15 protein-coding genes are annotated in these 14872 nt (G+C 66.1%); 3 read left to right on the top strand and 12 right to left on the bottom strand.

What is annotated here, in order from left to right:
- Positions 1–3: 3 nt before the first annotated feature.
- From cheA to fliE, 12 genes are all read right to left on the bottom strand, one after another.
- Positions 4–2055, bottom strand: a complete 2052-nt coding sequence (gene cheA, locus VAR608DRAFT_RS32570) for a chemotaxis protein CheA (RefSeq protein ID WP_088957829.1) — start codon at positions 2053–2055, stop codon at positions 4–6.
- A gap of 15 nt (positions 2056–2070) precedes the next feature.
- The gene (motB, locus tag VAR608DRAFT_RS32575) at positions 2071–2988 is read right to left on the bottom strand and encodes a flagellar motor protein MotB (protein WP_088957830.1); all 918 of its coding nucleotides are present in this window, start codon (positions 2986–2988) and stop codon (positions 2071–2073) included.
- A gap of 14 nt (positions 2989–3002) precedes the next feature.
- Positions 3003–3863, bottom strand: a complete 861-nt coding sequence (gene motA, locus VAR608DRAFT_RS32580; protein ID WP_088957831.1) for a flagellar motor stator protein MotA — start codon at positions 3861–3863, stop codon at positions 3003–3005.
- 65 nt (positions 3864–3928) lie between these two features.
- Entirely contained in the window at positions 3929–4534 is a 606-nt protein-coding gene (gene flhC, locus VAR608DRAFT_RS32585; RefSeq protein ID WP_088957832.1) for a flagellar transcriptional regulator FlhC, read from the bottom strand.
- Positions 4531–4884 (bottom strand): flagellar transcriptional regulator FlhD, encoded by a 354-nt coding sequence (flhD, locus tag VAR608DRAFT_RS32590; RefSeq protein ID WP_088957833.1) that lies wholly within the window; start codon positions 4882–4884, stop codon positions 4531–4533. Before flhD ends, flhC begins: the two co-directional genes overlap by 4 nt.
- 313 nt (positions 4885–5197) lie before the next feature.
- Positions 5198–5491 (bottom strand): EscU/YscU/HrcU family type III secretion system export apparatus switch protein, encoded by a 294-nt coding sequence (locus VAR608DRAFT_RS32595; protein WP_088957834.1) that lies wholly within the window; start codon positions 5489–5491, stop codon positions 5198–5200.
- The gene (fliK, locus tag VAR608DRAFT_RS32600; RefSeq protein ID WP_088957835.1) at positions 5488–6774 is read right to left on the bottom strand and encodes a flagellar hook-length control protein FliK; all 1287 of its coding nucleotides are present in this window, start codon (positions 6772–6774) and stop codon (positions 5488–5490) included. The genes VAR608DRAFT_RS32595 and fliK overlap by 4 nt, the downstream gene beginning before the upstream one ends.
- 20 nt (positions 6775–6794) lie before the next feature.
- Positions 6795–7127, bottom strand: coding sequence for a flagellar protein FliT (locus VAR608DRAFT_RS32605; protein ID WP_231973041.1), 333 nt, complete (start codon positions 7125–7127; stop codon positions 6795–6797).
- A 28-nt stretch (positions 7128–7155) separates the two neighbouring features.
- Positions 7156–7578, bottom strand: coding sequence for a flagellar export chaperone FliS (gene fliS / locus VAR608DRAFT_RS32610; RefSeq protein WP_088957836.1), 423 nt, complete (start codon positions 7576–7578; stop codon positions 7156–7158).
- Between the two features lie 21 nt (positions 7579–7599).
- Positions 7600–9063 (bottom strand): flagellar filament capping protein FliD, encoded by a 1464-nt coding sequence (fliD, locus tag VAR608DRAFT_RS32615; RefSeq protein ID WP_088957837.1) that lies wholly within the window; start codon positions 9061–9063, stop codon positions 7600–7602.
- Between the two features lie 182 nt (positions 9064–9245).
- Positions 9246–10484, bottom strand: a complete 1239-nt coding sequence (locus tag VAR608DRAFT_RS32620; protein WP_088957838.1) for a FliC/FljB family flagellin — start codon at positions 10482–10484, stop codon at positions 9246–9248.
- A gap of 165 nt (positions 10485–10649) precedes the next feature.
- Positions 10650–10976, bottom strand: coding sequence for a flagellar hook-basal body complex protein FliE (gene fliE / locus VAR608DRAFT_RS32625; protein WP_088957839.1), 327 nt, complete (start codon positions 10974–10976; stop codon positions 10650–10652).
- A gap of 348 nt (positions 10977–11324) precedes the next feature.
- Here fliE and fliF point away from each other — a divergent pair, with 348 nt between their 5' ends.
- Genes fliF through fliH form a run of 3 tightly spaced genes read left to right on the top strand, consistent with a single transcriptional unit; the run spans position 11325 to position 14869 of the window.
- Positions 11325–13088 carry a flagellar basal-body MS-ring/collar protein FliF gene (gene fliF, locus VAR608DRAFT_RS32630; RefSeq protein ID WP_088957840.1) on the top strand — a complete coding sequence of 588 codons (1764 nt, stop codon included), beginning with the start codon at positions 11325–11327 and terminating at the stop codon, positions 13086–13088.
- On the top strand, positions 13078–14076 hold the full coding sequence (fliG, locus tag VAR608DRAFT_RS32635) for a flagellar motor switch protein FliG (RefSeq protein WP_172843933.1): 999 nt from the start codon (positions 13078–13080) through the stop codon (positions 14074–14076). Before fliF ends, fliG begins: the two co-directional genes overlap by 11 nt.
- Entirely contained in the window at positions 14063–14869 is an 807-nt protein-coding gene (gene fliH, locus VAR608DRAFT_RS32640; RefSeq protein ID WP_231973042.1) for a flagellar assembly protein FliH, read from the top strand. The genes fliG and fliH overlap by 14 nt, the downstream gene beginning before the upstream one ends.
- The last annotated feature ends 3 nt before the right edge of the window (positions 14870–14872 follow it).

Here is a 14872-nt window from a genome sequence, read left to right on the forward strand (position 1 = left end):
CGCTCAGGCTTCGATGGCCGTCATCCTCGACGCGCCGGCCAGCGCCGCGGCGCTGGCGGCCTGCGCGCGCTGGATGCGCGGCATCGCGCCGACGTCGATGATGAAAGCCACGCTGCCGTCGCCGAGGATGGTGGCCGCCGAGATGCCGGGCACCTTGCGGTAGTTGGTCTCGAGGTTCTTCACCACTACCTGGTGCTGGCCGAGCAATTCGTCCACGAGCAGCGCGAAGCGCGCGTCGTCGGCCTGCACGATCACGAGGATGGCCTGAGTCGGGTTCACCTGCGCGCCCGCCACGTCGAACACGCGATGCAGCTCGATCAGCGGCAGGTATTCGCCGCGCACCTTGATGACATGGCCGTCGCTGGTGATCGAATGCAAGTGCTCCGGCAGCGGCTGCAGCGACTCGATCACGTAGGACAGCGGCAGGATGTAGGCCTCGCTGCCGACCTTGACCGACATGCCGTTGAGGATCGCGAGCGTCAGCGGCAGCACGATGCGGGTGGTCGTTCCGTAGCCGCCGCGCGACTGGATCTCGACATGGCCGCCCATTTCCTGGATGTTGCGCTTGACCACGTCCATGCCGACGCCGCGGCCCGAGATGTCGGTCACCTGCTCGGCAGTCGAGAAGCCCGGTGCGAAGATCAGTTGCCAGACTTCCTCGTCGGGCATCGACTCGCTCACCGCGAGCCCCTGCTGCATGGCCTTGGCGAGGATCTTCTCGCGGTTCAGGCCCCCGCCGTCGTCGCTGACCTCGATCACGATGTTGCCGCCGTGATGCTGCGCGGACAGCAGCAGCTGACCGGTCGATTCCTTGCCCTTGGCGAGGCGGACCTCGGGCGTCTCGATGCCGTGGTCGAGGCTGTTGCGCACGAGGTGCGTGAGCGGATCGACGATGCGCTCGATCAGGCCCTTGTCGAGTTCGGTCTCCTTACCGAAAGTGTCGAGACGCACCTGCTTGCCGAGCTTGGCGCTCACGTCGCGGATCACGCGCGGGAAGCGGCTGAAGACGTAGTCCATCGGCATCATGCGAATGGACATGACCGATTCCTGCAGGTCGCGCGCATTGCGCTCCAGATGGCCCAGGCCGCTCAGGAAACGCTCGTAGGCCACCGGGTCGAGCATTGTCGCGGCCTGCGTGAGCATCGATTGCGTGATGACCAGTTCGCCCACGAGATTGATGAGCTGGTCGACCTTCTCGACGTCCACGCGGATCGAGCTCGATTCCTTCGCGGCCGCTGCTGCGGCGGCGGGTGCCGGAGCCGAGGCCTGGACCCGCACGGGTTCGGCGGGCGACGACGCGGCCGCGGCCGTGGCGGGCGCGGCGGCGACGGGCTCGGCCGCGGTGGCAGGCGCCCCGGACTCGCGCGCGATGTCGATCTGCGATTCGTCGATGACGAAGCAGCACACCGCGATGATCTCGTCGGGCTCGCAGGTGGTGTCGAGCATCACGGTCAACTGGTCGTTGCTGCGCGTGCGCGAGACGATCTTGCCGAGGTTGGCCAGCTCGTCCGCGAGCAGGTCGCACTCGCTGTCCGACAGGCGGCTCAGGCGGATGCGCAGCGCCGCGCCTGAAGCGGACATCTCGGATGCCTCGGGCGCGGGCGCGGCGGCCACCGCGGGCGCCGGTGCGGGCGCAGGTGCAGATGCCGGCGCGAGGGCCTTGCCGTCGGCAGTCTCGAGCGCGAGTTTCTGAAGCACGGCGCAGATATGCGCCACCATGTCAGGGTCGGGCTCTTTGCCCGCCTGGTAGGCAGTGACTTGTTCTTGCAAGGCGTCCTTCGTTTCCAAAAAGGCGTCGATCATGGGAGCGCAGAGGCGAAGCTGGCCATGGCGTGCCCGGTCCAGGAGGGTCTCCAGCAGATGCGTCGTCTCGGTCAACGCGGTGAAGCCGAAGGTGGCCGCGCCGCCCTTGATCGAATGGGCTGCGCGAAAGATGGCGTTGAGCTGCTCGTTGTCGGGCGAGTCCATGTCCAGCTCGAGGAGCAGTTGCTCCATCTCGGCCAGAAGCTCGATCGCTTCGACAAAGAATGCCTGGGAAAACTGACTGAGGTCCATGTGGGTGTTTCGCTGCTACTGGGTGGACGCGGCTGGCTCGAGCGACGTCAGCTTCGCGTCGGTGCCTGCGGGCAATGACGTGCCGACTCTCGGCTTGTCGAGTTCGCCGCTGTTCTCGCGCTCGATGCGGTCCTGCGTCTGACGGTTCAGGACCATGATGCTGATGCGCCGGTTGATCGGGTTGCGGGGGTCGGCGTTGTCCAGGTGCATGCTGTCGGCGAGGCCGACGACGCGCAGCACCTTGTTCTCGTTCATGCCGCCTGTCACGAGCTCGCGCCGCGATGCGTTGGCGCGGTCGGCCGACAGTTCCCAGTTGCCGTAGGCCTTGTCGCCGTTGGTGTAGACGACGGCGTCGGTATGGCCCGAAAGGGTGATCTTGTTCGGCAGGTCGTTGAGCGTCGGCCCCAGCTCGCGCAGGATCGCACGCATGTGCGGCACGACGCGCGCGCTCGCGAGGTCGAACATCGGGCGCTTGGCGCTGTCCACGATCTGCAGGCGCAGGCCTTCGCTCGTGATGTCGATCAGGATCTGCGAGCGCAGCTGCTTGAAGACCGGGCTGTTCTCGATCAGTTCGTCCAGCCGCTTCTTCATGTCGGCGAGGCGCGCGGCGTCTTCCATCTCGGCGCGTTCGGCGTCGGAGAGCTTCTCCTCGCCTTCCTGTGCGATCGGGTCCGGCCCGCCGCCGGGGATCACGCTCGAACTGAGGCTGCTCTTGTCGCCGCCGCTCAGAGCGACCTTCAGCGGCATGCGGAAGTGCTCTGCGATGCCCTCGCGCTGCTTGGGCGTCGAGATCGACAGCAGCCACATCACGAGGAAGAAAGCCATCATGGCCGTCATGAAGTCGGCGTAGGCGATCTTCCAGCCGCCGCCGTGATGGCCAGCATGGCCGCCGGCGACCTTCTTGACGATGACGCGATTCTTGTCTGCGTTCATGGTCTACCCGGCGATCAGCGGGCCTTGACTTCGCGGACGTGCTCGTCGAGCTCGTTGAAGGTCGGACGTTCGGTCGAGAACAGCACCTTGCGACCGAACTCCACCGCCAGTTGCGGCGCATAGCCGTTCAGGCTCGCGAGCAGGGTGACCTTCGCGCACTGGAAGACCTTCATGCCCTCTTCCACCTTCTGGTTGATCACGGTGGCCAGCGGCATCACGAAGCCATAGGCCAGCAGCACGCCGAGGAAGGTGCCGACCATCGCGTGGGCGATCAGCGCACCCATCTCGGAAGGCGGCAGGTTGGCCGAGCCGAGCGCATGCACCACGCCCAGCACCGCGGCCACGATGCCGAGGGCAGGCAGCGCATCGCCGACGCGCGCCAGGCTGTGCGAGGGCACTTCGGCCTCGTGGCGGATGGTCTCGATCTCGTGGTCCATCAGCGCCTCGATCTCGAAGGCGTCGGTGTTGCCGCTCACCATCAGGCGCAGGTAGTCGCAGAGGAACTCCATCACCTCGTGCTCGGCCATGATGGACGGATAGCGGTTGAAGATCTCGCTTTCCTTCGGGCTCTCGACGTCGGATTCGAGCTTCATCATGCCGTCCTTGCGGGCCTTGGCGAGGAGCTCGTACAACAAGGCGAGCAGGTCCATGTAGAGCTGCTGGTTGTGCTTGGTCGAGCGCAGGAGCAGCGGCAACTCCTTCATCGTCGCCTTGATCGTCTTGCCGTTGTTGCCGGCGACGAAGGCGCCCAATGCGGCGCCGCCGATCATCAGGACTTCGACCGGCTGGAACAGGACGCCGAAATGACCGCCCATGAGGGCATAGCCCCCGAACACGGTTCCCACCACCACCAGGTATCCGACGAGCACCAGCACACGCTTCCCCTTTTGCCCTCAGGCTTCAAATCAGTTGGTTCGAATTCCGAAGTGAATGAATCGCCTCAGTGGCCTCCGATGGCGGCCCGCGCCTCGGCGCGCGCCAGAACGGTGTCGGAACCGGACTCGGATTCGGCGGGCGCCTCCGCCCGCTTCGGGCCGCGCGCCTTGCCCGCGCGCGACGGCGGTCGGCAGAGCACGCACACATAGCCGTGCTTGTTGTCGTGCGCGTGCGCCACGAAGCGGCCGCCGCAGCGGCTGCAGGTGCTCAGCTGGAGCATGTCGCTCTCGAAGAAGCGCACCATCGTGTAGGCGCGCGTGAAGTCCAGTACGACGTCGCCGCCGTGTGCCTCGATCTGCTCCATGTAGAGGCGGTAGCTCTTGATCAGCGCGCGCAGCGGCGTCTCGTAGGCCTCTTCCAGCATGAAGCGGTACATGTTGTAGAACATCGAGGAATGGATATTGGCCAACCAGGTCATGTACCAATCCGTCGAAAAAGGCAAAAGACCCTTGGGCGGCGAAACCCCTTTCAATTCCTTGTAAAGGCGAATCAGGCGTTCACGGCTCAGGCCGACTTCCGATTCCAGAAATTGCAGCCGCGCGCCGAGCTCGATCAGCTCGATGGCTAATTGAACCTGGCGCACTTCGCCCAGGACGCTTTTCTTGCTCATGCCATTGCGCCCACTTCGCGCGATTGAATTTTCCGCGCCGACATCAGGATCGACATATGCGCCTGCTGGAGCGTCGTATCCTTTTCCTCGCCAAATACGGCGAACATCGGATGGTCGTCGAGGCGGAAACTGCAAAGCAGAAAATTCGACGCCGCCAATTTGACGATCTGGGTTAGAGACATGTTGGCCAGCAAATCCGCGAGTTCGCGGCCGACCCCCAAACGATACATGGCTGCTGCGCGATCCTGCTTGGCCAGCTTTTGAGCGAGCAGCATGTAGGCGAGATTGATGTCGCCGATCTCTTTCGAGATGTCGCCATGTGTCACGGCGCCGTCATTTTCCAATTCCACTCTGCACTCCGTTTGATTTTGGCTCTAGTCTATCGACAGAATCTAACAATCTTTAACAACTGGCTGTCATTCATCCTGAAAGTGAGACTTATCTGACACGACCCAAACGCCCTCCCAATTCAGGGAAACCCTCACGTGGACAATGTAAGTAGAATGCATACAAAAAAATTGGCGCCCTGCCGCTTCGAATTGATGAAAAAGTATTAAACTCGTCAATGAAACGGGAGATTCAGGATCAATTGTTCGCTTCTTTCATGAAATCCAATTAATACGAAACAAAAAGTATCAATTCGAATTTCTCGTGTGAAATAATTCATGCCATTCGCCCCGGAATCGCATCCGTGTCACTTTCGAGACCGTGGATCCACGCCATCAGCTCGGCCACCGCGCGATAAAGCTGCGGCGGGATCTGCGCATCGAGGTTCACCTGCATGAGCAGCCGGACCAGGTCCGCGGACTCGTGCACGTAGAGGCCGTTCGCCTTCGCCTCGCGCATGATCGATTCGGCCACCACGCCATAGCCCTTCGCCACGACCACGGGCGCCTTCGCGGTGTCGGCATGCGACAGCGCCACCGCGCCCTGACGTTCGTTCGCACCGGCGGTCATGACGGATTCATCCCCGAAACCTGGAAGTCCTGCAGCGACAGGCCGATCGCGTCGAAGCGCCGGGCCAGCGCCCCGCCGTCCGCCCGCAGGCGTGCCACCGTGGACGCTTCGGCGGCACTGAGGCGCGCATGCACGCCCGAACCGGCGAGGCTGAGCCGCACATCGACCACGCCGAGGCGCGGCAGATGCATCGACACCGTGGTGGACCAGGGTCGAGCGGCTTCTTCGCCGCCGGCATGAGATTCGCGTTCGTCGCTCTCCTGCTCGATCGACCATTGCATCGGCACGCCGGGCCACGCCTCGCCGTTCCACCGGAAGACCGACGTGGCGAGCAGATCGAGCTGCTGGTGCACCAGCGTGACGGACTGCGGATGGATCATCCCGGTTGCAACCGGCATGAGCCCGGTCGTCGCGGCATGACCTGGATGGCGAACCGCGCTGCCTTCTGCAACAACGGCACGCTCGGTCACGGCCTCGGGCATCGCCGCGGGCGCTTCGGCCCAACGGTAGGCCGCCTCGACACGCGCGGCCTCCGGATGGGCTTCGCGATCGGCGGCAAGCGGCGCATCACCGGAAGGCGCCTGTGCTGCCGAGGGCTTTGCCTCTTGGACCTCGGCAGTACCGCCCTGCCCCGCTGCTTCCACGGGTTTCCCGGTGTTCGATGCGAGTTCGTCGACCACCGGTGCGAGGCCTTGGGCAACCGCCTGCTGCGCGGCTTCGGCGGCCTGCGACGAAGGCCCAGCCACGGTCGGCAGGGCGGGCTGCGCCTGTGCAGCCAATGCCGCCGCGAGCCCCGGACCCGACCAGCGCGCCTGCGGCTCCTCGGCCATCTGCGCCAGCGTGCGGCTTCCCGCCGCGAGTTCCACGAGGTGCGATTCGTAGAAGAGTCCGCTCGCCCTGACGTTCTGCGACAGCATGCCGGCAAGCACACCCGCATCCGGCGCCTTCGCCGAAGCCCAGGCGGGCGCGGCGCCGCGCACCGGGCCCGCATCGCCATGGGCATCCGCCAGCACCGCGCTGATGAGTCGCGCCGCCGCCGACAGCTCGGCCTTGGCGGCGCGCGTCGGCGAGCCGTCGCGGTACGCCGCGTCGCCGAGGGCGCCGGGCACCAGTCTCTCGAGTGCCGCGTTGGAGGGCAGCCGCACGTCGTTCGCGACGCGCCCCACCTGCAGCACCGGCCCGGGCGGACCGATCTCGGCCTCGTTCCTGATCGCGAGCACGTCCACGCGCGGCGAAGTCTTCGCGGCGAGCAGCGTGTCGATCAACCCGGTCAAACCTGTCATGGCGCGCAGTCAGTGCCTGTTCAGTGCGAGAAGCGGTAGGCCTTGCCCAGCGTCTGCTGCTGATGCAGCGAGCTCATGCGCGCGATCAACTGCTCGATCTGCGGCTTCACCAGGCCGCACACCTCGTCCTGGTCCATGCGGATGCGCGCGATCAGCCGCCGCACCTCGTCGTACTGCGCCGGATCGAGCGCTTCCAGCGGCTGCAGCACCTTGAGCCTGTCGACAAGCGCCGAGCACTGCGCCTCGAGCTCCGGTAGCCGACTCCATTCCTTCCCGCGCGCCAGTTCAGCCATCAGCGACACGCGCATCGCGAGCTCGCTGTAGCAATGGACGACTTCACTCGTGACTGCCATGTTGTCCCTCGTCTTGTGCATTGCCGGTTCAGGCGCGGGCAGGCGCGGCGTCGATCTCGCGCCAGGCCGACCCGATGGATTCGAGAAGTTCCTCGGCTTCGTCCAGCGCCCCGGCGTCGTTGCGCAGGTTCGCCTGGAAGAGCTTCTGGACGATGTAGTCGTACAAGGCCGACAGGTTGTTCACCAGTTCCTCGCCGGCCGATCCGGCCGCATCGGCGTCGAGCGCGGCCTTCAGGCCGCTGGCCACGATGTCGATGGCTTTCGAGATCGCGTTGCCCTTGGCGACGATCTCGCCGCAAGCCATGTGATGCCTTGCCATGCCGATGGCCGCCTTGGCCCCTTCGAACAACATGGAGATCAGCTGATGAGGCGAGGCGCTCATCGCGCTCGTCTCGATGCCGATGCGGGCATACGCGCCGGCGCCGGTCCTGAAAGTGTGAGGCGTGTACATGCAGTGCTCCGATCGGCCGGTTTAGCTGCTCTTGCTGCTGCTGGTGGTGGTTCCGTTCATCGCATTGAACTGCTGCGTGAGATAGCTCATGGTGCTGTTCATGGTGCTCATCAGCACGTCGAGCTGCTGGAACTGCGTGCGGTAGCGCGCCACCGTGTCGTCCACGCGCGCCGACATCGCGGTGTATTCGGTGTCGAGCTGCTTGAGCGTCGCGTTGACGCCGTCCGTGGCGACCTGCAGCGCGCCGCCGTCCGCGGTCATGCCGCTCACGAGCGAGCTCAATTGCTTGCCATATCCGGCCGTGCTGCCATCCGCGCTGGCGAAGAGCTTCGACACGCCGGCCAGATTCGTCGAGAGCGCCTTGTTCAGCTTGTCGGAATCGAGCGCCAGCGTGCCGTCCTTCTGGAAGGAAATGCCGACCTCCGACAGCACCTTCATGTCGTTCGAACCGCCGTCCTGCGGCGCCACGAGTGCCTGGCGAATCTTCGTCTGGATATTGCGCAGCGTCGCATCGCCCATCAACGCGGCGCCCGTCTTCGTGGTCGCGTTGTAGGCGGTAAGCGACGTGGCGGTCGACTGCAGGTTGTTGTAGGCCTGGACGAAGGCGGAGATCGCCGACGACACCGACGTGGTGTCATTGGAAAGGTTGACGCTGCTGGTGCCGAGCGACACCAGGTTCAGCGTCGTGCCCTGGATCGCCTCCTTCACCGTGTTCCTGGCGCTCGACACGGCGATGCCGTTCACGGTCAGTTTCGCATCCTGGCCACTCACCGTCTGCGTCAGGTTCTGGGTGGCTTCGGGATCGTTGGCGAGCAGGTTCTGGAGCGCCGCATCGCCCGCCACGGAGATCTTCATGCTCGATGCCGCGCCGGTTTGCGTGGAGGACAGGACCAGGCGTTCCGGCGCCGCGCTGCCATCGCTCACGACAGTGGCCGTCACGCCCGCGTTGGCGGCATTGATGGCGTCGCGGATCCCCTGGAGCGTGTTGTTGCTTGCGTCGATGGTGATCGGGACCGCAGTGCGCGTGGCGTCCTTCGTGAAGGTGGCACCGGCGTACTTTCCGGTCGTCGCGTCGAGCGTGCCGCCCGAAACGGTCCCGAAATCGATGGTGATCGTGCCATTGCCGATGGCCGTCGTCGCACTCGCCTGCCCCGCCGAGACCAGGGACTGGGACTGTGCCAGCTGGGTGACGTTGATCGAATAGCTGCCGGCCACGGCGGTGCTGTCCCCCGTGGCGGTCAGAACGCCCGTGTTGCTCGATGCGGCCTTCACGCTCTGGAACAGCGAAGGCGATCCCAGCGCCGCGGCAGCCGACTCGAACCCGCTCAGCACGCTCGACAACTTTCCGTAGGCCGTCAGCTTGGTGGTGTAGCCGGTCTGCTTGGATTGCAGGTCGACCAGCGGCTGGCTCTCTGCCGTCTGGAGCTGCGTGAGCAGGGTGGAGAGATCGAGATTCGATCCGACGCCGAGGCTGCTGATGGTCATGGTGTTGTTGGTCTGTTGTCTACTCTCGAGCCTCGCGGCCCACGAACACGATCTCGCTGTCCTCTGCGGCCTGGCGACGCCTGGCCGCAGGGGACAGCGCAGGCCGCACGGATTCGCATGCGAATGCCTGCACCTGGCCGACGCCCTCCCCGAACGGAAAGGACGCCTGCGAGCCGCCCGGATTACTGCAGCAGCTTGAGCACGCCCTGCGTCGTCTGGTTGGCCTGCGCCAGCACCGAGGTACCCGCTTGCTGCAGGATCTGGGCGCGGGTCATGTTCGACACTTCGGTCGCGTAGTCAGCGTCCTGGATCCGCGAGCGCGACGAAGACAGGTTGGTGATCGAGGTACCGAGGTTCGAGATCACCGAATCGAAACGGTTCTGCACCGCACCCAGCGAGCTGCGCAGATCGTCGACCTTCTTCAGCGCAGCGTCGATGGCGGCCAGCGGGCTGGCGGTGGTGCCGGTTTGCAGGCTGCTGGCCGTGATCTTGGACGTATCGACCGTGAAGGCCGCGGTGCCCGCCGTGGTCGTCGTGTCGGCCGATGCCGGATCGAGCGCGACGTAGCGGTACATCGAGGTGCCGCTGGTGGCACCGGTGAAGCCCTGATTCACCAGGGAAGCCGCTTCGCCAGCCGATGCGGGCGTGATCTTGACCTCGGCGAACATGTTGCCGTTCTTGTCGGTCACGGCATTGCCCGTGAGGGTAGCGCCACCGGCGGCCAGGCCGAGGGCCGTCGACAGGGTGTCGGTCGTCTTTTCGGCAACGGTCGTGGTCGTGACGGCCGTGGTGCTGCCGTAGGCGGCCTGCAGTTGGGCCGCAGTCGGCGCATCGCCGGCAGCGGAGGCGGTCGTGCCGTTGAACGCGAGCGACGCGGTAGCGACCGGGCCGGACACGTTGAAGCCCTGCATGCCGAGCGTCTTCGAGTCGATTTCCTGCAGGTTGATGCTGATGGTCTCGCCGTCATTGGCGCCGACCTGCACGGTCAGCGGCTTGGCGGAAGCCGAGAGAACCTTCACGCCGTTGAAGTCGGTCTGGGCCGAGGTACGGTCGATTTCGGCCAGACGCTGCGTGATTTCGTCCTGGATCGACTTCAGGTCGGAAGCCGAGTTGGAGCCGTTGGCAGCCTGCACCGTCAGTTCGCGCACGCGCTGCAGATTGTTGTTGACCTCGGTCAGCGCGCCTTCCGTCGTCTGCGCGAGCGAGATGCCGTCGTTGGCATTGCGCTGGGCTTGCGTCAGGCCGTTGATGTTCGCCGTGAAGCGGTTGGCAATGGCCTGGCCGGCGGCGTCGTCCTTGGCGCTGTTGATGCGCAGACCGGACGACAGGCGCTGGATCGCCGTGTTCAGGGACGATTGCGACTTGCTCAGGTTGTTCTGCGTGAGCAGGGAGAGGCTGTTGGTGTTGATGACTGACGCCATGTTCGACTCCTAGTAAGAAGAAAGGGTTGAAAGCTCTGGTCCTTAACGCTGGCTCTTGCCCTTTGCGGGGTTTCGAATTCCATCGTTGAGTGAGTTATCGACAGGGGCTTTCAATCCTTTAGGGCGGCCTTCAAAAAAAGTACGCCCCGTGACTCGGGGCGCGCGTCAGGCTTGCATGGCCATCACTTCCTGATAGGCGGCGACCAGCCGGTTGCGCACCTGCAGGCCGGTCTGGAACGCGACGTTCGCCTTCTGCAGATCGACCATCACGTCGTTGAGCGCGACACCCGGCTTGCCGAGTTCGAAGGCCTCGGCCTGGCCGTAGGCGCGGTTCTGCGCGCCGCTGATGTTGTCCAGCGAGCGCCTGAGCTCGGCTGCGAAGCCGCCCGATTCAACGGCGGTGCGGGGCGCGGCGGACGTGGGTGCGAAGCCCGCCTGCACGGCGGTGGCCCGCATCTGCTGCAGGACGGATTCGATGGCGGAGATCGACATTCGGGTTCTTTCTTGGTTCGTGCTTGGCGGTTGCCAAGGAAGCGCGCAGGCGTTGCGTCGTCCCTTCAGCGTAACAAGGGAAGACCCGCATTCAAGCCGCCAACAAACGGCAAAAACCCCCGTTGTTCGGCCCATCGATTTCCGACCGTCTCCAGACAATCGATCGCGAAACGAAAAGTCCGCTGACCTTGTCATCGGCCTCCGGCATGAAATCTGAACGACAAACTTCAAGCATCCACATGACGACGGACCGCGACTGCGCGACTGCCATGACGAGGATCCGCGCATGAGCGCCGCCCGGCCAACCGAAGGCGCTCGCACCGCAGTGCGAAGCATGGAGATTTCCCGATGACCGCTGCGGCAACGCCGGCGAACGCGGCGCCCATGGCGGCCTCCTCGCTTCCGCCGTTCCTAGAGCGACTGCGTGCCCAGCCCAGGCTGCCCATGATCGTCGCCGGCGCCGCGCTGGTCGCGGCGGCCGCCGCCTTCACGTTGTGGAACCACGGGCCCGAGTACAAGGTGCTCTACACCAACGTGTCGGACCGCGACGGCGGCGCGATCATCGCGTCGCTGCAGCAGATGAACGTGCCCTACAAGTTCGCCGAAGGCGGCGGCGCGATCCTCATCCCCGGCGACAAGGTGCCCGAGGCGCGCCTGAAGCTCGCGGCGCAGGGCCTGCCCAAGGCCGGCGGCGTGGGCTTCGAGCTCATGGACAACCAGAAGTTCGGCACCAGCCAGTTCGCCGAGCAGGTCAACTACCAGCGCGCGCTCGAAGGCGAGCTCGCGCGCTCGATCGAATCCATCGGCAGCGTCGATTCGGCGCGCGTGCATCTCGCGATCCCGAAGCCCTCGCTCTTCGTGCGCGAGCAGAAGAAGCCTTCCGCCTCGGTGGTGCTCACGCTGCAGCGCGGCCGCAGCATCGACGAAGGCACCGTCAGCGCGATCGCGCACATGATCGCGAGCAGCGTGCCCGAGCTCGACCCAAAGAGCGTGACCGTGGTCGACCAGCGCGGCAACCTGCTCTCGGCAGCCAACGGCGATGCGCGCGGGCTGGACGTGAGCCAGCTCAAGTACACGCAGGAGATCGAGCAGGGCTACATCCGCCGCATCGAGGCGATCCTGCAGCCGATCGTCGGCGCGAACAACGTGCGCGCGCAGGTGGCGGCCGACATCGACTTCTCGGTCATCGAGCACACCGACGAGAAGTACAGCCCGAACGCGGACCCGACCCGCGCCGCGATCCGCAGCCAGCAGTCGAGCGAATCGAACCAGCGTGGCGCGGTGCCCCCGGGCGGCGTGCCGGGCGCGCTGTCGAACCAGCCGCCGCTGAATCCGACCGCTCCGATCACCAATCCGCCGCAGCCTGGCCAACCCGGCCAGCCCGGCGCGCAGAACGCACAGGGCGCCCGCGGTGCCCAGGGCGCGGCTGCCGCGAACGGCGCCAACACCGCCGTCTCGACCGCCGCGGCCGCCGCACCGGGCAGCTCGCGCAAGGACGTGACGACCAACTACGAGCTCGACCGCTCGATCCGCCACGTGCAGCAAGGCGCCGGCGCGGTCAGGCGCCTGTCGGTCGCGGTGGTGGTGAACTACAAGGACGCCGTCGAAGGCGGCAAGAGCACGCAGCGCGCGCTGACGCCGGTCGAGATCGACCAGATCCGCAACCTTGCCAAGGAAGCGATGGGCTTCAGCCAGGAGCGCGGCGATTCGCTCAACGTGGTCAACAGCGCCTTCGCCGACGACCGCGATCCGCCTGCGCCGGAAGTGCCGCTGTGGCGCGACCCGCAGAACATCGAGCTCGCCAAGACCCTCGGCGGCTACCTGCTCGTCGCGATGCTGGCCCTCCTCGCGTGGTTCGCGGTGCTGCGTCCGCTGCTGCGCAGGCACCTCGCACCGCCGCCGGCACCGCAACCCGCGGTCGCGGCCGAAGCGCCCACCAGCGACGAGCCGAAGCTGGACGACACGCCGCAGGTCCCGCCGGAAGAGGCCCTGCGCGTGCGCGAAGCCGCGCGCCAGAAGGCCGACATGGACTACGCCCATCAACTCGCCGAGCAGGACCCCAAGCTCGTCGCCACCCTGATCCAACACTGGATGAACAGCAATGATCAGTGAAACCGGAACCCGCAAGAGCGCCATCCTGCTGCTGGCGCTCGGTGAAGACCGCGCGGCCGCCGCGCTCCACCACCTGCCCACCGCCGAGGTGCAGACGCTGGGCCTCGCGATGGCGAAGCTCAACGCGGTCTCGAAGGACGAGCTCTCGGCGGTGCTCGCAGAGTTCCGGCAGGAAACCGAGCAGCTCTCGGCGCTGCATCTCGGGTCGAGCAGCTACATCCGCGCGGTGCTCAAGAAGGCGCTCGGCGACGACCGCGCGAGCAACCTGCTCGAGGACATCCTGCAGGCCGAAGAGCCGTACAGCGGCATCGAGCGCCTGAACCAGCTCGAAGCCAGCGAAGTGGCCGAGCTCATCCGCGACGAGCATCCGCAGATCCTCGCGACGGTGCTCATCCACCTGGACCGCATGAAGGCCTCGGAAGTGCTCGAGAAGCTGCCGACGCGCCTGCGCCACGACGTGATCATGCGCATCGCCACCTTCGGCGGCGTGCAGCCGTCGGCGCTCAGCGAACTCACCGACGTGCTCACCGAGATGCTGTCGGGCCAGGGCCTCAAGCGCAGCCGCCTCGGCGGCGTGCGCACCGCGGCGGAGATCGTCAACCTCATGACGAGCGCGCAGGAAGAAGAAGCCATCGCCCACGTGCGCGAAGTCGACGAGACGCTCGCGCAGCGCATCGTGGACGAGATGTTCGTCTTCGAGAACCTGGTGGGCCTCGAGGACCGCAGCATCCAGCGCCTGCTCAAGGACATCGAAGCCGACTCGCTCATCATCGCGCTCAAGGGCGCACCGCAGGAACTGCGCGACAAGTTCCTCAGCAACATGTCTCAGCGCGCCGCCGAGACGCTGCGCGAAGACATGGAACTGCGCGGCCCGGTGCGCGTGTCGCAGGTCGAGGCCGAACAGAAGTCGATCCTGCAGGTCGCGCGCCGCCTTGCCGAATCCGGCGAGATCGTGATCGCAGCGCCTGGCACCGATGACTTTGTCTAAGCGCGCCTTCGCCCCCGGTGCGCGCGCGCTGCTCGCATCGGCCTATTCGGCACCCAGGGCGCCTGCGCCTGCGCCCGCAGCGCAGCCCTCCCGTCTCGGCAAGCCGGTGCTGTCCGCATGGCAGCGCTGGGAGATGGACACGCTCACCGAAGCGCAGCCCGCATCGGCCTCGCAGCGCGCCGCCGCTGCCCCCGCCGAGGTCGCGCCCTCGGCCGCCCTGCTGCATGCCGCCGAATTGGCGCAACTGCGCCGCGAAGCGCGCGCCGCCGGCGAGGCCGAGGGCCACAGGGAAGGCCTCGCCAAAGGCCGCGCGCAAGGCCTGACGGAAGGCCATGCCGAAGGCGTCGCGGCCGGACTCGCGGCCGCCAGCGCGCACGCCGAACAGCTGCGCGCCTTGGCGAGCAGCCTGCCCGTCGCGCTGCGCCGCGCCGAAGCCGAAGTGGCCGACGCGCTGCTCAGGCTCGCACTCGACATCGCGCGCCAGGTGGTGCACCGTACCCTGCGCGCCGAACCCGAATGGGTGCTGCCGCTGGTGCAGGACCTGCTCCATGCCGAACCTGCCTTGCAGGGCGAGCCGCGCCTCGTCATGCATCCGGACGACGTCGCGCTGGTGAAGAACAGCCTCGGCAGCGAGCTGGAATCCGCCGGCTGGCAGGTGCGCGCCGACGACACCATGGCGCGCGGCGGCTGCCGCGTGCAATCCGCGAGCGGCGAGCTCGATGCCAGCCTGGAAACGCGCTGGAAGAACGTGACGGCCGCCCTTCATCGCGATGCCGCCGCGCAGGGGACCTGACCC

Source organism: Variovorax sp. HW608 (assembly GCF_900090195.1).
Taxonomy (GTDB): Bacteria; Pseudomonadota; Gammaproteobacteria; order Burkholderiales; family Burkholderiaceae_C; genus Variovorax.